Raw genomic sequence first — 20650 nt, 5'->3', positions numbered from 1 at the left:
TGACTATATATGACTATGGACAATAAGAGCAATCAAGCCAATCGAGCTATTAGTACTGGTCAGCTTCACTAGTTACCTAGCTTCCACATCCAGCCTATCAACGTGGTAGTCTCCCACAGCTCTGATAGGGAATACTCGTTTTCAGGTTGGTTTCCCACTTAGATGCTTTCAGCGGTATCCATTCCGTATTTAGCTACCCTGCTATGCTATTGGCATAACAACAGGTCCACCAGAGATACGTCCATCCCGGTCCTCTCGTACTAGGGAAAGATCCTGTCAATATTCCTACACCCACGGCAGATAGGGACCGAACTGTCTCACGGCGTTCTGAACCCAGCTCACGTACCGCTTTAATTGGCGAACAGCCAAACCCTTGGGACCTTCTACAGCCCCAGGATGCGATGAGCCGACATCGAGGTGCCAAACAACCCCGTCGATATGAGCTCTTGGGGGTCATCAGCCTGTTATCCCCGGCGTACCTTTTATCCGTTGAGCGATGGCCCTTCCACTCGGAACCACCGGATCACTATGACCGACTTTCGTCTCTGCTCGACTTGTCAGTCTCACAGTCAGGCAGGCTTATGCCATTGCACTCAACAAGCGATTTCTGACCGCTCTGAGCCTACCATCGCGCGCCTCCGTTACTCTTTCGGAGGCGACCGCCCCAGTCAAACTACCCACCATACAATGTCCCGGCCCCGGATAACGGAGCGCAGTTAGACGTCCACATGGATAAGGGTGGTATTTCAAGGATGGCTCCACAAAAGCTAACGCCTCTACTTCAATGCCTACCACCTATCCTACACATATCAACGCAAACGCCAATGTAAAGCTATAGTAAAGGTGCACGGGGTCTTTCCGTCTAACCGCAGGAACCCCGCATCTTCACGGGGAATTCAATTTCACTGAGTCTGCGTTGGAGACAGTGGGGAAGTCGTTACGCCATTCGTGCAGGTCGGAACTTACCCGACAAGGAATTTCGCTACCTTAGGACCGTTATAGTTACGGCCGCCGTTTACTGGGGCTTCAATTCAGAGCTCTCACCCCTCCTATTAACCTTCCAGCACCGGGCAGGCGTCAGGCCCTATACTTCGTCTTACGACTTCGCAGAGCCCTGTGTTTTTGGTAAACAGTCGCTACCCCCTAATCTGTGACACCTCCTCCTGGTTGCCCAAAAAAAAGGTCACGCTTATCCCGAAGTTACGCGTGCAATTTGCCGAGTTCCTTCAACGCAGTTCTCTCAAGCGCCTTAGTATACTCTACCTGACCACCTGTGTCGGTTTCGGGTACGGTCTATACGGTGAAGCTATTTCCTGGAATTAATCCAAAGCACATCTAATCCAATAAAGATGTACAATATACTTAATCCGTCACTTACACCAGGCCCACAAATATTAATGTGGTTCCCATCAGCTACGCGTTTCCGCCTCACCTTAGGGGCCGGCTAACCCTGCTCAGATTAACTTTAAGCAGGAACCCTTGGTCTTTCGGCGAGAGGGTTTCTCACCCTCTTTATCGTTACTCATGTCAACATTCTCACTTCCGATACCTCCAGAAGTCCTCACAGATCCTCCTTCATCAGCTTACGGAACGCTCCGCTACCACTCGCTTATCTTAAAAAAAATAAACAAATCCTCAGCTTCGGTGCATGGCTTGAGCCCCGTTACATTTTCGGCGCAAAAATCCTTAATTTTAGACCAGTGAGCTGCTACGCTTTCTTTAAATGATGGCTGCTTCTAAGCCAACATCCTGGTTGTTATGGGATTTTCACTTCCTTTCCCACTTAGCCATGACTTCGGGACCTTAGCTGGAGGTCAGGGTTGTTTCCCTCTCCACAATGGACGTTAGCACCCACTGTGTGTCTGCCAACTATTACTCCTCGGTATTCGGAGTTTGGTTAGGATCAGTAAGGCGGTAAGCCCCCATAGCCTATCCAGTGCTCTACCCCCGAGGGTATTCAGTTAACGCTCTACCTAAATAGATTTCGCGGAGAACCAGCTATCTCCGAGTTTGATTGGCCTTTCACCCCTAGCCACAAGTCATCCCAATCTATTGCAACAGATACGGGTTCGGTCCTCCAATTGGTGTTACCCAACCTTCAACCTGCTCATGGCTAGATCACTCGGTTTCGGGTCTAATGCAACAAACTAAACGCCCTATTCAGACTCGCTTTCGCTGCGCCTACACCTATCGGCTTAAGCTCGCTTGCCACACTAAGTCGTTGACCCATTATACAAAAGGTACGCCGTCAGCTTTACAGCCTCCGACTGTTTGTAGGCATTCGGTTTCAGGGTCTATTTCACTCCCCTAGTAGGGGTTCTTTTCGCCTTCCCCTCACGGTACTAGTTCACTATCGGTCATGCACGAGTACTTAGGCTTGGAGCGTGGTCGCCCCATCTTCAAACAGGATTTCACGTGTCCCGCCCTACTCAAGGATAGAAAAAATTATTACGTGTACGGGGCTATCACCTTCTATGGCTTACCTTCCCAGATAATTCTACTTAAATCTTCCCTACCACTGGCCTGATCCGCGTTCGCTCGCCACTACTAACGGAGTCTCAATTGATGTCCTTTCCTACAGGTACTTAGATGTTTCAGTTCCCTGCGTTCGCTTCTTTTACCCTATTTTATTCAGGTAAAGATACCTTCAAGTACCTAGAAAATTAAACCTTAATAGTATACTTTCCTAGACACCTAAGGTGGGTTGCCCCATTCGGAAATCTACGGATCAATGCTCATTTGCAGCTCCCCGTAGCTTATCGCAGCGTATTACGTCCTTCATCGCCTGTGCATGCCAAGGCATCCACCAAATGCCCTTATCGCGCTTGATCACTCTCATTGTCAATACGTCATAAAGTTCATTACAAACGTTTCTTAATTAAAAAAACATAAATAAATTATGCTCTTTCAATAGACCAATTTCCTGAGATAAATCTTCAACGTGCGGTTATACAACGTCGGTACCTCCCATATCGCATACAATGCCAATATAAAAAATACAAAAAAATCTACCTTCTATTCAATTTTCAAAAAACTATTGCTCTAAAAAAAAAATCCCCTAGAACAAAAAAAACTATAAATTCGCAATTGGTGGAGCCGAGCGGGATCGAACCGCTGACATCCTGCTTGCAAAGCAGGCGCTCTCCCAGCTGAGCTACGGCCCCTTGCCTGATTGAATGGTGGGCCCAGGTAGATTCGAACTACCGACCTCACCCTTATCAGGGGTGCACTCTAACCGCCTGAGCTATGGGCCCTTAACATAAACTCAAATGACCCCATCAACCGCAAAGTTATTCAAAAAGAAAGAGAAACATGGACGGCGATCCCTTAGAACTTGCTAAAATTAACAAATTCTCTTCTTGAGCTTATCGCTCTAATTCTTTAAAAAATGCTCAGATCATTAAATAAATCTAACAATACTAAACATCTTCCTTAGAAAGGAGGTGATCCAGCCACAGGTTCCCCTACGGCTACCTTGTTACGACTTCACCCCAGTCGCTGACCCTACCGTGGCCGGCTGCCTCCTTACGGTTAGCGCACCGTCTTCAAGCAAAACCAACTCCCATGGTGTGACGGGCGGTGTGTACAAGGCCCGAGAACGTATTCACCGCGGCATGCTGATCCGCGATTACTAGCGATTCCAACTTCATGCACTCGAGTTGCAGAGTGCAATCCGAACTGAGATGGCCTTTTGGGATTAGCTCCGCCTCGCGACTTCGCAACCCATTGTAACCACCATTGTAGCACGTGTGTAGCCCAGCCCATAAGGGCCATGAGGACTTGACGTCATCCCCACCTTCCTCCGGATTATCACCGGCAGTCCCTATAAAGTACCCAACATCTAGATAAAATCTAAACTTGATGGCAACTAGAGGTAGGGGTTGCGCTCGTTGCGGGACTTAACCCAACATCTCACGACACGAGCTGACGACAGCCATGCAGCACCTGTATAAAGGTCTCCGAAAAGAAAATACCATCTCTGATATCGTCCTCTATATGTCAAGGGCTGGTAAGGTTCTGCGCGTTGCATCGAATTAAACCACATGCTCCACCGCTTGTGCGGGCCCCCGTCAATTCCTTTGAGTTTTAATCTTGCGACCGTACTCCCCAGGCGGAGTGCTTAATGCGTTAGCTGCGCCACTGAATGGTAAACCACCCAACAGCTAGCACTCATCGTTTACAGCGTGGACTACCAGGGTATCTAATCCTGTTTGCTCCCCACGCTTTCGCGCCTCAGCGTCAGTATCAGGCCAGTGAGCCGCCTTCGCCACTGGTGTTCCTCCGAATATCTGCGAATTTCACCTCTACACTCGGAATTCCACTCACCTCTCCTAAACTCTAGATAACCAGTATTAAAGGCAGTTCCAAGGTTGAGCCTTGGGATTTCACCCCTAACTTAATTACCCGCCTACGCGCCCTTTACGCCCAGTTATTCCGAACAACGCTCGCCCCCTTCGTATTACCGCGGCTGCTGGCACGAAGTTAGCCGGGACTTCTTCTCCGGATACCGTCATTATCTTCTCCGGCGAAAGAGCTTTACAACCCTAAGGCCTTTCTTCACTCACGCGGCATGGCTGGATCAGGGTTGCCCCCCATTGTCCAATATTCCCCACTGCTGCCTCCCGTAGGAGTCTGGGCCGTGTCTCAGTCCCAGTGTGGCTGATCGTCCTCTCAGACCAGCTATAGGTCGTAGCCTTGGTAGGCATTTACCCCACCAACTAGCTAATCTAACGCGGGCTCATCTCTCTCCAATAAATCTTTCCCCTTCTCAGGGCGTATACGGTATTAGCACACGTTTCCGTGCGTTATCCCGTAGAAAAAGGTAGATTCCCACGCGTTACTCACCCGTCTGCCGCTCCTATTAAAAATAAGCGCTCGACTTGCATGTGTTAAGCCTGCCGCCAGCGTTCGTTCTGAGCCAGGATCAAACTCTCATGTTCTTGCCAAAGGCGCCACCATGTAAAAAAAATCCTAATGCTAAAACATCTCTCAACGTCATAACAACCAGAAAAACATGAAAAAACGCCTCCTACCTTCGTAATTAAATCCTTAATTACAAATATAAAAAATCGCCGCCCATGTCTCCCTTTCTTCTCTATTCTATTCTCAAATAACATCCGCCATACTAAAACAATTGCTATAAATAAGTCAATAAAAAATAATCAAAAAAATATTATTACCCTCAAACCATTAACCATATCCAAACCCTATAATTTGACTCTTAGTAAGAAAAATTACAGCATATTTTACAGGATATAACGAGATATATCGGATTCTGAAGAAAAATCCCCCATATGTAGACGCACGTACTCAGCATCAATCACAACAGTTTTTTCTTGAAGTTCCGAAGCAGAAAAAGATATATCCTCCAAAACACGTTCCATCACTGTCTGTAAACGACGAGCCCCTATATCACCAACAACACTATTCAAATTAACCGCCACATCAGAAAGCGCATCTATTGAATCTTCCGTAAAATCTAAAGTAACACCTTCCGTTTTCATCAGTTCCTTATACTGCACTATAAGATTTGATTCTGTGTCTGTTAAAATCAAGCGAAAATCATCTCTACTCAAGGGTTTTAAATGGACACGAACTGGAAACCTTCCTTGCATTTCGGGCAAAAGATCAGAAGGCCTAGAAACATGAAAAGCACCCGATGCAATAAAAAGAATATGCTGAGTATTCACGGTCCCATATTTCGTCGAGACAGAGGATCCCTCCACCAATGGTAAAAGATCACGCTGCACTCCTTCACGAGAAACCCCCGCTCCATCCCCTGATTCGCGCGCAACTATTTTATCAATTTCATCCAAAAAAACTATTCCATAATGCTCAACCATCTGAATGCTTTCTCTGTGAACTGTATCAATGTCAATCAATTGATCGGATTCATCGCGCACAAGTTCAGGATAACATTTTTGAACAGACATACGTATCTTCTTCTTACGCACCCCTCCCATAACCTTGGAAAATAATTCTGAAAGGTTTAAAACCCCAACATTAGCTCCCGCTCCCGGAATATCAAAGCTTGAAATATCAGGAGATGTATCCGCTACTTCTATATCTATTTCCTTATCAGATACCTCACCGTCACGAAACTTCTGACGAAAAAGCTCTCGTGTAGTTGATGTAGCGGTTTTCCCAACAAGAGCATCTAATATTCTCTCTTCTGCATTGAGGCTGGCTTTTTCCCGCACTTCATCACGTCTATTTTCACGAACAAGATTTACTGCAACATCCACTAAATCACGTATAATTTGTTCAACATTACGCCCAACATATCCAATCTCAGTAAACTTAGTAACTTCAACCTTAATAAAAGGAGCTCCTGCTAATTTTGCCAAGCGACGAGAAATTGCTGTTTTTCCAACCCCAGTAGGACCAACAAGCAATATATTTTTAGGCATGACTTCATCACGCAGATTCTCTGATAATTGTTGTCGGCGCCAACGATTTCTTAATGCTATAGCAACAGCACGTTTGGCATCCAATTGACCAACAATATAGCGATCAAGCTCAGCAACAATTTCACGAGGAGAAAAATTAAATGTGAGCATCATTTATCCTTATTAAACCTCCACTTCTAACGTTTCTAATATAATTTCATGATTAGTATAAACACAAATATCAGCCGCAATAGACATAGCTTCACGAGCAATTTCCTCGGCACTTTTCTGAGTGTTCATCAAAGCACGAGCTGCAGCAAGAGCATAAGAGCCCCCTGAACCGATTGCCATAACTCCATGTTCTGGCTCAAGAACATCTCCTGCCCCTGTAATGACCAATGTTACCGTTTTATCAGCCACAAGAATCATCGCCTCAAGATTACGTAAATATTTATCCGCACGCCAATCTTTGGTTAATTCAACAGAAGCGCGTAAGAGTTGTCCTGGATATTGTTCTAGTTTTTTTTCCAATTTTTCCACAAGAGTAAACGCATCCGCAGAAGAACCTGCAAAACCAGCTATGATATTACCCTTACCTAAACGACGTACCTTACGAGCGTTACCTTTCATAACAGTGTTTCCAACACTTACCTGTCCATCACTGGCAATCACGACAATCCCACCTTTACGTACCGTTAAAATTGTCGTAGCGTGCATTTTAACGAAAGAATTACCCTCAACTATTGCGCTCATAATTACACCATAATTCCATTGTTAAACAAAGAAAAATTCCCATTAAACAGAAGTGCATTATAAAATTAAATTCAATCTAGTAAAGTTTATATATATATCTATCCAAGGTTATTTTAAGAGTAAATTACAGAAAAAATATAATTAAGAATGTTATTAGAAAGATTCAGTAATATCTAAAAATAAAATACAACAAACCCCATCCTTAAAAACATATAAAGCACTATTCAGATAATATTCTATGATTAAATTTCTATTTAATAATAGCAAATATAATATTGTTCAGAATAAAATTCTTGCCAATGTTAAGATCAACGATTAATCAATCATTTGCCGGGGAATATATTTCTGCTTTTATTACTTTTAATAATATTGGAGCCTCAATTTTCCTTGTCATTCAGGGTCTTAAATAATTGAAATAAGATCCGTTTATCGTTTAATCAAAGAGTATAGAAGATCTTAAACATGCATAATTCTTCTCCCTATCATTTTTTTACATCCGACGAATGGAAAGCTCACTCTAAAACCTTGCTCACCCCAACAAAAGAAAAGATTACTGGATTGTGTTCTTTTAATAAGATGATCGATGTAGATGAGGTTTGTAAAATATATTTATCCTTATCAAATCTGCTACTGATAAACATAGAGTCTACCAAAATAACCTGTCATCAATACAATAAATTTTTAAACCTTAAAGAAGATATCAAAATACCTTTTGTTATCGGAATAACAGGATCTGTTGCTGTAGGAAAATCTACTATTGCTCGTATTTTAGATGTATTATTACAACATCAATCTACCAATTTAAAAATAGCTCTTATTACGACGGATGGATTCCTTTTTCCTAATGCCATTCTTACAAAAAAGAACCTTATGCATCGCAAAGGATTTCCTGAAAGCTATGATGTAGGTAAATTCTTAACATTTCTTTCTGATATAAAATCCGGGGAAAAAGAAGTTTTTACACCATGTTATTCACATTCGAAATATGACATATTAGAGGGAAAATTTGATAAAATAACCCAACCTGATGTACTTATTGTTGAAGGAATTAATGTCCTGCAACATCATCCTTTATCGGAAAATAAAAAGATCACATCTATAGCTTCAGATTTCTTGGACTTTTCAATTTACATAGACGCTGACAAAGATTTTATTCGCCAATGGTATATAGAGCGCTTTATAAAATTACGGGAAACAGCCTTACATGATCCTAATTCTTATTTCCATCGTTTTGCAAAAATAAGTAAAGATCAATCTCAAAAAATAGCAGAAAAAATATGGGAAGAGGTAAACCTACCTAATTTAGAACAAAATATTTTACCAACACGCAGACGTGCAAATCTTGTTCTAAACAAGGGGAAAAATCACTTCGTAAAAACCGTAGAAATAAGAAAGCTATAATTTTCCATTTCCCCAAAAGGAGCGCTACCATAAACTTCATGCAAAAAAAGAATCATATATTGCGAAATTAAGAGACTTTTATAAAGATGAATTCACATGAAAATTTTTGAATAAACCAATATCGATTCACGCATCAAAAAATGTTTTTAAAAACGCTTTTTGCCTGCTAGCGCCAAGATCAATAACCTATAGCACCTTCATCAAACTTAGCAAAATTATGCTTGAACATTGATAATAATTCTTTCATTTTATGATCATATGCCTCGCCATTATCCCAAGAATCTCTAGGGTTTAGAATTTTTCTATCCACCCCTTTAACTTCTATCGGAACAGAAAAACCAAAATTCTCATCAACACGATATGCAACATTTTTAATGGAATGATCAAAAATCGCATCCAATAAAGAACGCGTCACGTCTATTGGCATACGATAACCCTCTCCATATGGACCAGCTGTCCATCCGGTATTAACAAGCCAACAATCAACCTGATATTTGATAATATAATCCTTAAGAATTTTTCCATACTGCATAGGATCTCTCGGCATAAACGGAGCTCCAAAACACGCAGAAAAGGTTGCCTCTGGTTTCAAAACCCCTTTTTCTGTCCCCGCCACTTTCGCAGTATAACCAGAAAGAAAATAATATACAGCCTGCTCAGGATTCAAATATGCAATTGGAGGCAATACTCCAAATGCATCAGCCGCAAGCATAATTGCATTTTTGGGATGCCCCCCTATAGATTTTTGGGCATAATTAGGAACAAAATGAAGAGGATAAGCCGCACGAGTATTTTCTGTATAAGAGGCGTCTTTAAAATCAGGAACACCATGCTCATTGACAGTTACATTCTCAAAAACCGTTCCAAAACGACAAGATGCAGAAAAAATCTCTGGTTCCATTTCTTTTGAAAGATTAATGGATTTTGCATAGCAACCACTTTCAAAATTAAATACACCCTCTTCATTCCAGCCGTGTTCATCGTCTCCTATAAGAACTCTGTCAGAACTCGCTGATAAAGTTGTTTTTCCTGTGCCAGAAAGGCCAAAAAACAACGCAACATCCCCTTCTTTCCCCGTATTGATAGAACAATGCATTGGCATAATCCCACGTTCTGGAAAAGTATAATTAAGATAGGTAAATATTGATTTTTTTATTTCTCCAGCATAAGAAGTGCCACCTATTAATATTAATCCCGCACTCAAATCAATCGCTATTATTGTTTCTGAGCGACATGCATGCCGAATTGGATCAGCAGAAAAATCTGGCAATACTATGACTTGTAAATTGATTGTATTGGGAATAGAGCTAAGCTCTTCTCTATGTTTTAACAAGTTGCGAGCGAATAAAGAATGCCATGCATATTGCGTCACAATACGTACAGACAACGCATTTTTTGTATGAGGGCAAGCTACTAGGTCTTGTTCAAATAATTCTTTTCCCTTAATATAATCTAGCATATCCGCTTTCAGCACAGAAAAATTAGCGGGAGAAATACCCTTGTTGCTTTCCCAGCAAACTCCCTCCTCGGTACTATCATCACGTACAATGAATTTATCAAGCGAGGAACGCCCTGTATGCTGCCCTGTTAACGCTCTCAATGCCCCATGACAAGTGAGGATTGTTTTTTCCCGACGGATAGATTCTTCATACAACCTGCTTGTGCTAAAATTATAATACACACAGGAAGAGCCTTCCAAATTAAATTTCTCCATAAATCCCCCTCTCTGCAAATATAAATTCTTAATCCAATACAATCAGAAAGATATTACTACTAGTACACACTATAATTCTTAATGCAATTATCTTGTTACCAATCAACCAGAATTTTCTTATTCTAAAAGGATTGAATTTCGCAATTTTACTGCTTTTCTATCATGAATATCTTCATATCAGGCAACATTCTATCAAATAAACATTATAAATAATACAAGTAAGATTTGCATATTAGCTTTTGCTAAAAATAAAATAATTATAACTAACACACTTTTTTTAAGAAAATAATTTTAAAACCATAGTTAATAACTTACTATTTATACTATAATATAGTATAAATTACGTATTTTGTTTGGAAAATTGCGTTGCGATACATCTTTAAATTTCTCAAAAATATATTTCCAATACTAATAAATATCAAGGAGATGTTGATGTAATTAAGCTAGAGAAAACTATCAAAGGCTATAATTATCATTTTGTGATATTCCAGTATGTCTCATATTATGAATCTGACCTTGCAACTTTGCTATAATTGTTAGAGACTTAAATCATGCCCATATATCTTATTTCCTAAAAATTAAAAAAAATGCTTATTTTTATTTTTAATGCACTTAAGTATTGGTACAAAAAACAAGACCCTTGCAAAAAAATCCAAATATAATACAAAAATCATACAATAAATGAGCTGCAATAATGGTTTACATTAATAGAATTCCCTCATCAAACAAACCGAAATCTACTCAAAAGATAATAACTTGTCTTCAATAGATTCTTAAAGTGGGTATAACTGCACAAATGACGACAGGCATAGCAACAATAGATATTGGAAATGAAATGGGAATTTGGGCAATTTTCTCTTGTAAAATGCTAATCTTCGGGACGATAGTTGGGATGCTTTTAGCAACTATTATTCCCCTTATAATGCTGATTAAACAACGAAATAATCTCGCTAAGCAAGTCAATGAATCATATTCATCCTTTTCTGAAATATGTTACCAGCTATCAAAATACCACGCATTATTAACTGAAAATAATTGTCTCATCATTGTTTGGGACGGAAAAGACGGAACACCTGAAATAATTGGGCAATTAAATCGAAGGATGGATATTCCCCTAAAAGACACAGATTTCCTTTCTTTTGAAAATTGGCTTAAATTTCATCATTACATACAATTATCAAAGGAGATAAAGAAACTCCGCGAAGAAGGTCAAAGCTTTGATTTGATAGCGGAGACTAAAAATGATTGGGCAATTAAAATAGAAGGAAGGGTGTCGGGCAGTTGTGCTTTTCTTCGATTTTTAACTCTTAACGGAGTATATTCGGAATTAGCAGAAACAACTTTGGAATGCAAAAAAATCAGCGGACATATGTCAGTTTTCAAATTATTGTTCGATTCTCTTGATTTTTTAGTATGGCAACGCAATCAAAGAGGAGAGCTTCTTTGGGCAAATAATAGTTATAAAAAAAATACAGAAGAAACATCTCCTCAAAAAGAAATTTTTGATAATTACAAACTATTTGAGGAAGAGGTTAAAAAGCGAATGATTTCTTCTGTTGAATTAGAAGAAAATTTTTGCAAAACTGTCTCTTCAATTGAACGCGGAAAACACAAATCTTATAAAATAATTAAGGTATTAAATTCTTTTGGAGAAGCTGGTATTGCCATTGATGTCTCCAAAGAAATCACCGCAAACGATCAACTCACCCATACATACGATATACTGCAAAATCTAACTGTTGCCATAGCCATATTTGATCAAAATCGCTATTTGCAGTTTTACAATCAATCTTTTATGGCATTATGGCAAATGGACCCTGCCTTTCTAAAATCCAATCCTAGCAATGATGAATTTCTTGAATTTTTACGATCTGCCAACAAGTTGCCGGAACAGCTCGACTGGAAAACCTGGAAAGAAAAAATTTTTTCCGCTTACAAATCTTCCGGAGATCATAAGGATACTTGGCATCTGCCTACTGGACAAACACTTCACGTTATAGTTGTTACCAATCCGCTAGGAGGAACAATTTGGATGTTTGAAAATTTAACAGTCCAAGTGGATCTTGAAACAAGATATAATACTCTCGTGAAAGTACAGGGAGAAGCTATAGATCATTTGTCTGAAGGGGTTGCTGTCTTTGGCCCAGATGGCAGGATCCAGTTATCAAACCCTGTCTTCCGATCTCTTTGGAAGGTAGAAGAGGAACAAGTGTCTCCTGGAACGCATATTAGGAACATTGCGTCTACATGCTCAAAATATTATAATAAATCGGATGGTTGGGATCTATTCGCTGCAATCATCACCAGCTTTGAGGATGAAAGAAAATCCTTACAGGGCACATTAGAGCTTTTATCAGATGCCGTCCTTGAATATTCTGTTATTCCTTTACCAAATGCACAAACTATGTTAACTTTTGTCAATGTAACGGATTCGGTCCGAGCAGAGAGAGCCTTAACAGAAAAGAATGAGGCATTACACAAAGCAGATGAAATAAAAAATAATTTTGTCCAGCATGTATCATATGAGTTGCGCTCCCCTTTGACGAATATCATTGGATTTACCGACTTACTTAAAACATCTAAATTAGGGGGGTTGAATCCTAAACAATCTCAATATGTAGAATATATATCTACTTCATCGGAACTTTTGCTTAATCTGGTTAATGATATTCTTGATCTAGCGACCGTTAATGCCGGTATTATGAAATTGAACTATAGCGAAATTATTCTAAGTGATCTTTTAAATGAAGTAAAACAATCCATTGCCAGTAAGATGCATGAAAACAATATAACGCTAGAAATTGTTTCTAGAAAAGCACTAGGGTCTGTAGTTGCCGATCGACAAAGATTGCTTCAAATTTTTGCAAAGATCCTCAGTAATGCCGCAGATTTTTCTTCCAAAGGATCTACTGTGCTCTTAGAAGCTGATCGCGATGCCACTGATTTTGTTTTTTCTGTCACAAGCAATGGGTCAAACATCCCTGAAGATATGCGTCAAAACGTATTTAATGGATTTGTTTCAGATTCTCATCATGGACAACGTAGAGGGATGGGATTAGGGTTGTCTATAGTTAAAAGTTTTCTCAATCTTCATGGTGGAAGTGTCTTTATTAGTAGTCCTCATGAAGGAACAACTATATTTAATTGTCGAATTCCTTCGAAGAAAATGGAATAATAATTTTTATGAATTTTTCTGATACACATTCGACCATCATATCCCTTCCTCATGAAAAAGACACCATTCTTCTTGGTCATACTTTAGCCTATGTGCTTAAATTAGGAGATTGTCTCACTCTATCAGGAGATCTCGGCTCAGGAAAAAGTTTTTTAGCTCGCTCTATCATACGTTTTTTATCGAATAATAATGAATTAGAAGTTTTAAGTCCCACTTTTACACTAGTCCAACTCTATGAAGCTAGCATACCAATAGCTCATTTTGATTTCTATCGACTATCTAGTCATCAAGAACTATTTGAATTGGGATTTGATGAGATTTTAAACGAACGACTATGCATCATTGAATGGCCTGATATTGGAAAAGAATTACTACCATCCCAATGCATTTGCATTCACCTTGAACAGGAAAAAAATGGAAGAAAAGCCACTATTTTATCTTCTAAATGGATAATATCTCATCTTAATCAGATGATTAATCAAGCGTCCCAAGAACATAATAAATCATCTAAAACCAATTAACTCTCGTTAGAATTATGGAAAATAAAAAACCAAATATTTTTACTATTGCACCATCTTCTTCTTTTTTTAGAGAAATGGTCCTTTCTCTTTTAAATGGAACATTAGTGGAAAGTTTTCAATATGATCCATCTAACCCACTATCTTTAGCTTCAATTACAATTTACGTTCCAACAAAACGTGCAATTCAAGCATTGCGTTCAGAATTTACTGCAGCTATAGGTGAAAAATCTATAATTTTACCGGTAATCAAACCACTAGGGGATATTGTAGACGAAAACTTTAATACGGACTTTCCCCTATCGTGCAATTTAAACCCGCCTATTTCTAATATGAAACGCCTTTTAGAGCTAGCACGCTTAATTCTTGCTTGGCGGAATCAATTTCCCAACAAAATAAAAGATATTTATCCCGAATCGCCGTTAATTCTTCCAGCGAGTCCTGCTGATGCTATTTGGCTCGCAAAAAATTTAGCAGATATTATCGATGTCATCGAAATAGAAGAAAAAAAATGGGAAGACTTGTATACGCTCGAAAACGATAAATATGGAATGTGGTGGTTATTTGCTTTGGATTTTTTAAAAATTGCCAGCGAATATTGGAAAGATAGACTTTCTGAACTCAGCGTTTCTTCTGCCGTCCATTATCAAATAGCCCTGATGCGTGCTGAAGCGGAATATATTGCAAAAAGGAAGGGAACAGGCCCTATCATTGTAGCAGGATCAACTGGCTCCATGCCGGCAACTGCACGATTAATGTCAGCCGTGGCAAGTGATCCAAATGGTGCAATAGTTTTGCCAGGGGTAGACGTTTTTATGCCTAGTAATATATGGGATACAATCTCAGAAAAATCTAATAATATTACTCAATCAAATGCGACACACCCAATGAATCCGCAATATTCTTTGTCTAAGCTTTTGCATTTTTTGAAAATAAAACGTGAAGATGTCAAATGTTTGGGAATCGTTAATGACGAGATGCGTATGCGTTCTATTATTATTTCAAAATCGTTTTTTCCATCAGGTTCTTTTAATACATACGATACTGATCGTATGGAAGATAAAATACTAGATCTTCAAAAATCTTTTTCTGATGTAGCATTAATTGAGGCAAATAACGAACGAGAAGAGGCAACTTCCATAGCCATAGCGCTACGAATGTCTCTTGATGAAAATAAAAAAACAAAATCCGCCTTAATAACCGCCGATCGAAACCTAGCGCGTCGTGTAAAACTAGAACTTATACGTTTTGGAATAGATGTTGATATTTCTGCTGGTATTCCCCTATCAACCACATTACAAGGCTCTATTCTTACATCACTTTTAAATGCAGTCTTTAAAACCAACGATCCTATGGCACTTGCTGTGCTCATTAAACATCCCTTGGCAACATTTGGATTTCCTGAAAAACATTTGTTTAAAGCAAAAAATGCACTTGAATTAATTGCGCTTCGAGGGAATAGAAATCCTTGTGATATAATAGATTTGAAATCCTTGGTTATTAATAAAATTAATGAACAAAAAAATGACAAATACATTCCTCGTTGGCAATCACGCCTTTCTGAGGAAGATAAAAAGTTATCCTTATGGTTGGCAGATCATATTGTTAAATCGATAGCTCCTCTGGCTGTATATAAAATGAATGAAAATTCTATTGGCGATAGTCTAAGTACACCTGATTGGACAGAATTAACGGCAGCTTGTTTGCAAAATGTCTGTCTTGATGAAAATAAAAAATTGCCAAGTTTATGGCTGGCAGAAGAAGGGAAGGCTTTATCTGCATTGTTCAGCAAAATCATTGAAGCTGGTCCTTGTATAAAAGCAAACGCTATTGAATGGATTGATATTATTACAGCACTCATTGCCGGAGAAACAGTAAAACCTAAAATAGAAAAATCATCTACTATTTTCATACTTGGTACGCTGGAATCTAGATTGCTGAATTTTGACACATTAATATTAGGAGGGCTTAACGAAGGAATTTGGCCAAAATATACCCCTAAAAATCCGTTTTTATCACGCATGATGCAATCAGATCTAGGATTAGAAACAGCTGAAAAATACATCGGGCAGGCTGCCCATGATTTTGAAATGGCCAGTGGGACACGTCATCTTATATATACACGCTCTTTACAAGAAAATAACATTCCAACTGTCGCATCACGTTGGTTACAAAGACTTTTAGTTTTTGGAGGCAATGCTTTTTCAAATGATCTTAAAAAGAAAGGGGAGCGCTACTTAGATTGGGCTAGACGTCTAGACGATTCTACCAAAAAACAAATAATTTGTAAGCGCCCACGCCCTTTCCCGCCTCTAGAAACACAGCCTAAAACTTATTCTTTTTCAGAAATCAAAAAACTGATGTCAGACCCTTATGCTATTTATGCGCAAAAAATTCTCAGGCTAGATTTTATGCCCCGTTTTAAAAACGATCCCAATCCAAAGGATCGCGGAATTCTTTTTCATAAGATTGTCACAGGGCTCATAGAAGAAAAAATAAATAAAAATACACCTGAAATAACTCGTCGTATGAAAGATATTATTGATTCTTGCTTTGAAAAAGAAAATTTACCTCCGCATATTGACATTATTTGGCGTTATCTATTTCATAAAATTGCTCTTCCTTTCTTAGAATATGAAGAACAACGACAGCCTTTAATAGAAAAAACAATTGTTAATGTTCCTGCAAAAATGAAAATAGATTCTATCGGAATTCATCTAACTGGTATTGCTGATCGTATTGATATACTAAAATCAGGATATGCGGACATAATAGACTATAAAACCGGTAATAATCCTACAAAAAAAATTGCTCAAAATCTTATTGATCCACAACTTTCATTAGAAGCGGTGGCTTTGAAAGCTGGATCTTTTTCTCAAATTGACTGTAGAGAAGTTGGGAAACTTGTGTACATAAGATTAAAGCTAGATCACAAAAGACTCAAGCCAAGACTTATAATCGATTGCATTGCAGGAAATGAAAAAGATCTTTCCGCTGACGAACTTTCAGAAGAATCCCTAAAGAATTTTATTGAAATTATAAAATCCTTACAAAGTGGCAAGAAGCCTTTTATATCACATTTACGCTTCTCAGAAAACGCCAATATTCCTAGCGAGTATGATCATCTTGCCCGAGTGGAAGAATGGAAAGAAAACTATGATGCATCTTAATTCATCACAAAATAATTCTAATATTACAGATTGGATAACTTGGACGAAATCTCAACAATTATTAGCTTCCGATCCTACTCGTTCTGCGTGGGTTTCTGCTAATGCAGGCTCTGGAAAAACACATATTCTAGTACAAAGAGTTTTACGCCTTCTCCTTTCGGGAGCTAATCCTTCTGCTCTTTTGTGCCTTACGCACACAAAAGAAGCGGCAGCAGAAATGTCCCACCGTGTTTTCGAAATAATCACTGAATGGTCTCATTTATCAGACGAACAACTTTCTGTTGAAATTACAAAAATACAAGGCATAAAACAAAATGAAAGTGATATTTCAAAAGCTCGACTCTTACTTGTCAAAATACTTGAAACTCCTAATGGATTAAAAGTTCAAACCATCCATTCTTTTTGCGAATCACTTATTCGACAATTTCCATTAGAATCAAATATTACAGGAGACTTCTCTGTCTTAGATGGCGATCAATCTAAAAAACCAATAGAAGAAGCAAAAAAATCGACAATTGCATCTATTTTGCTAGATGATAATGTGGAGTTTAAACAAGCCTTTGATGACATATTGAATTCTTATAATGATATAAATTTAGAAGATTTAATGTCTGATATCATTAGTAACAGGAGTGCTCTCAATCGGTTTTCTTCTTTTGCTAAATCCTATGGTGGGGAAGAGAAATTACTAAAAGATCGCTTTGATTTGCCCCCTAATGAAAGTTATGAAAAAATATATCAAGATATGTGGCCCTTACCACATTTAAGAGAAAGTGACATTAAACAATATATTTTTTTGGCTACCACAAAAAAAATGCTTAAAAAAGCTAATATCCTCAAAAAATTATCTCAGGATCACTCTATCGAAGAGCGTTTAAATCTTTTATTGTCTTTTTTTCTAACAGAAGAATTTAAACCATACACACACACAACGATGATGACTGCAAGTGCGGCTAAAAAATTACCTGATTTGAAAGAAAAAATAATAAAATCACAGCAAGAATTTATCCTAATATGGGAGCGTTTAAAAACATATAAAATATTTAGCACCACATTAGCATCATTAACATTAGCTAAACATCTCAATTTCCATTATGATAAACTGAAAAAAAAGAATTTTTTCCTTGATTTTGAAGATCTCATTGTTTATACCGTCGATCTTTTAAAAAAACGTGATATAAGTGCATGGATACGCTATAAAATTGACCAAGAAATCAATCATATACTCATTGATGAAGTACAAGATACTAGCCTAAGTCAATGGGAGATAATCCGCTCTTTAACTGAAGATTTTTTTATTGGGGGCAATGTATACTCAAATCCACGTACGTTGTTCGCAGTAGGTGATGAAAAACAATCTATTTTTTCTTTTCACGGCGCAGAACCAAAGCGTTTTTTCCACGAAAAAACAATTAATAAAGAACGTATCATTAGCGCAGGGCAGAAATTCTCCACAATACAATTACCATTGTCTTTTCGCTCAACTCCCGAGATTCTTGCTGCCGTGGATAAAGTTTTTTCTACTTCGGAAAATGCACAAGGACTAACTGAAGATAAACAGCAGATTCTACATCGTTCTAATCGTATAGGACATGCTGGGAACGTACAACTCTGGGAAAAAGTAATTTCAAAGCCTAATCCCAAACAGGAAGATTGGATATCTTGTTTTGATTCCGTGCCAGAGGAAACTTCTGCTTCTATTTTAGCGCGACGTATTGCCTACACTATTTCAAAAATGATCAGATCTGATACTATCATCAACAACGGTAAAAAAAGACCCGTTCATGCGAAAGACATTCTAATATTAGTACGCAAGCGCAAGAACAACCCTTTTATCGCATTCCTTACTAGATTTCTTATAAATGATCATAAAATATCCGTAGCTAGCAATGATAGATTTGTTCTGACAGATCATCTCGCCATAAAAGATTTGATGGCTCTAGGAAATTTTATCATTTCGCAAGAAGATGATCTCTCTTTAGTTTCGCTTCTTAAGAGTCCCATTTTTAATTTATCTGAAAATGATATATTTGAAATATGCACAAAACGTCACGAAACAGAAACCATCTATGCCTACATACAAAAACTTGCCAATCATGGAATATCCAAATGCTGTCATATCGTCCAATATATGCAAGAACTCATTTGTATTTATCAGTCTTGTTCCCCTTATGATTTTTTTACATTAATACTAGGGGCTAAAGAAGGAAGAAAACAGTTCATTTCTCGTTTTGGAATTGAGGTTGTTGATGTTCTCAATGAATTTCTCAACTTTACATTAAGAAACGAACAAAAAAACTGTTCTACTCTACAAGAACTAATGTCCGATTTAGAACATTATCCACCTACCTTAAAAAAAGAAAGCGTTAACCGCAATGAAGTAAGGATTATGACAGTACATTCCGCCAAAGGATTGGAGTCTCCTGTGGTATTCCTTGTTGATACAGGATCCGAGGTATTTTCTAGTAATCACATAAAAAAAATTCATATTTCCCCTTCTTCTGATGACTGTCCTGGAACACCAATATGGATTCCACAACAGTTTTTACGTAATAAGATCGTTTCGGACCTCATCCAAGATCTAAAAAAATCTGCCCAGGAAGAGAACAATCGTCTCTTGTATGTTGGAATGACGCGTGCTTCAGACAAGTTAATTATTTGCAGTCATTCCAATGCTAGCAACGAAAATAAATCCAATCAAAGAACTTGGTACAACATGGTTTATGAATCTTTTTATGAGGATACGCAAGTTAAAGAGGTAAAACTAAAAAATCCTACCAATAAAGATGAGTGGCTAGCTTATGAATGGTGTCTTCCTAATACTGAAAATATACAAGTTGAAGAAGAAGCAATTACAGCACCATCGAATCGCGAAGAAAAAATCCCAGAAAAGCTCTTTGCCCCAATTAAAAACGAGATGGAAACATCCTATGTCCTAAATCCGTCAATGCTCAATTTAAAAGACAAAGCTATTCCAGAAAAATTATTGCCTGACAATACTTGTCTCAAACGTGGGCAGATTATTCATCAACTACTACAAGTTATTTTTACACTTCCCGAAGAAAAGAGAGATCCGTATATACTTTCATACTGCAAGAAAAATGCGAATTTTTTATCCGTAGAAGAAGATAATAATTTACTAATATCTATTAAAGCACTTTTAAAAGATCCTATAATGTCAACGGCTATGTCTTCTGATTCTTATGCAGAAGTTTCAGTTTCTGGAAAAATACATTTATCCAAAAAGGATGTTTTAATATCTGGGCGTATTGATCAAATAGCCATTTCACAGAAAAATGTTTTTATTTTTGAATATAAGACTCACCCGCTTCTTCCTAAGGGTATTGAATATATTCCATCCTCTCATATTACACAACTTGCTATATATGAAAAAGTTCTTAAAAATTTATATCCTGATAAATCAATAATTTGTTTACTGATCTATATTTCAGGTCCGAAAATATTTATGATTCCCCAAGAAAAATTAGATCAATCTTTTATGGAAATAGAGGATAAAATTTCTTGATTTT

General features: G+C 38.1%; 8 protein-coding genes, 2 tRNA genes and 2 rRNA genes. 5 read left to right on the top strand and 7 right to left on the bottom strand.

The genetic code is table 11. The features are described 5' to 3' along the window. Window positions 1–28 precede the first annotated feature (28 nt). The 6 genes from CKC_RS01460 to hslV form a co-directional block, all read right to left on the bottom strand. Window positions 29–2831: ribosomal RNA gene (locus CKC_RS01460) — 23S ribosomal RNA — on the bottom strand. 257 nt (window positions 2832–3088) lie between these two features. Next, window positions 3089–3164, bottom strand: a tRNA-Ala gene (locus CKC_RS01455). A 13-nt stretch (window positions 3165–3177) separates the two neighbouring features. Further along, window positions 3178–3254, bottom strand: a tRNA-Ile gene (locus tag CKC_RS01450). 182 nt (window positions 3255–3436) lie between these two features. Then, window positions 3437–4940 (bottom strand): 16S ribosomal RNA (locus CKC_RS01445). The 16S and 23S rRNA genes sit together here with 2 tRNA genes alongside, the layout of an rRNA operon. Before the next feature lie 306 nt (window positions 4941–5246). Continuing rightward, a complete protein-coding gene (hslU, locus tag CKC_RS01440) occupies window positions 5247–6563 on the bottom strand; it encodes an ATP-dependent protease ATPase subunit HslU (RefSeq protein ID WP_044054063.1) in 1317 nt (438 codons plus the stop codon). 9 nt (window positions 6564–6572) lie between these two features. Continuing rightward, on the bottom strand, window positions 6573–7142 hold the full coding sequence (hslV, locus tag CKC_RS01435; protein WP_013461709.1) for an ATP-dependent protease subunit HslV: 570 nt from the start codon (window positions 7140–7142) through the stop codon (window positions 6573–6575). Window positions 7143–7604: 462 nt separating this feature from the next. Between hslV and coaA the strand changes: the two genes are divergently transcribed. Beyond that, entirely contained in the window at window positions 7605–8543 is a 939-nt protein-coding gene (coaA, locus tag CKC_RS01430; protein WP_013461708.1) for a type I pantothenate kinase, read from the top strand. A 178-nt stretch (window positions 8544–8721) separates the two neighbouring features. Here coaA and CKC_RS01425 read toward each other — a convergent pair whose 3' ends face one another. Then, on the bottom strand, window positions 8722–10257 hold the full coding sequence (locus CKC_RS01425; RefSeq protein ID WP_013461707.1) for a phosphoenolpyruvate carboxykinase (ATP): 1536 nt from the start codon (window positions 10255–10257) through the stop codon (window positions 8722–8724). A gap of 778 nt (window positions 10258–11035) precedes the next feature. On the opposite strand from CKC_RS01425, the gene CKC_RS01420 reads away from it, so the two are divergent. The 4 genes from CKC_RS01420 to addA are packed head-to-tail and all read left to right on the top strand — an operon-like array spanning window position 11036 to window position 20646. Continuing rightward, a complete protein-coding gene (locus CKC_RS01420) occupies window positions 11036–13432 on the top strand; it encodes a sensor histidine kinase (protein WP_244391974.1) in 2397 nt (798 codons plus the stop codon). A gap of 8 nt (window positions 13433–13440) precedes the next feature. Next, window positions 13441–13953 (top strand): tRNA (adenosine(37)-N6)-threonylcarbamoyltransferase complex ATPase subunit type 1 TsaE, encoded by a 513-nt coding sequence (gene tsaE, locus CKC_RS01415; RefSeq protein WP_013461705.1) that lies wholly within the window; start codon window positions 13441–13443, stop codon window positions 13951–13953. Between the two features lie 14 nt (window positions 13954–13967). Continuing rightward, a complete protein-coding gene (gene addB, locus CKC_RS01410) occupies window positions 13968–17120 on the top strand; it encodes a double-strand break repair protein AddB (protein ID WP_013461704.1) in 3153 nt (1050 codons plus the stop codon). Next, window positions 17107–20646, top strand: a complete 3540-nt coding sequence (gene addA, locus CKC_RS01405) for a double-strand break repair helicase AddA (RefSeq protein ID WP_013461703.1) — start codon at window positions 17107–17109, stop codon at window positions 20644–20646. Before addB ends, addA begins: the two co-directional genes overlap by 14 nt. Window positions 20647–20650 lie beyond the last annotated feature (4 nt).

It is taken from the genome of Candidatus Liberibacter solanacearum CLso-ZC1 (assembly GCF_000183665.1).
In the GTDB taxonomy this organism is placed as follows: Bacteria; Pseudomonadota; Alphaproteobacteria; order Rhizobiales; family Rhizobiaceae; genus Liberibacter; species Liberibacter solanacearum.
This window is presented reverse-complemented; position numbering and strand designations above follow the sequence as displayed.

Excerpts from the sequence above, each read along its gene's own strand:
- tsaE (WP_013461705.1), top strand. The coding sequence starts at position 13,441 with ATGAATTTTTCTGATACACATTCGACCATCATATCCCTTCCTCATGAA.
- hslU (WP_044054063.1), bottom strand. The coding sequence starts at position 6,563 with ATGATGCTCACATTTAATTTTTCTCCTCGTGAAATTGTTGCTGAGCTT.
- CKC_RS01425 (WP_013461707.1), bottom strand. The coding sequence starts at position 10,257 with ATGGAGAAATTTAATTTGGAAGGCTCTTCCTGTGTGTATTATAATTTT.
- addA (WP_013461703.1), top strand. The coding sequence starts at position 17,107 with ATGATGCATCTTAATTCATCACAAAATAATTCTAATATTACAGATTGG.
- hslV (WP_013461709.1), bottom strand. The coding sequence starts at position 7,142 with ATGAGCGCAATAGTTGAGGGTAATTCTTTCGTTAAAATGCACGCTACG.
- addB (WP_013461704.1), top strand. The coding sequence starts at position 13,968 with ATGGAAAATAAAAAACCAAATATTTTTACTATTGCACCATCTTCTTCT.
- coaA (WP_013461708.1), top strand. The coding sequence starts at position 7,605 with ATGCATAATTCTTCTCCCTATCATTTTTTTACATCCGACGAATGGAAA.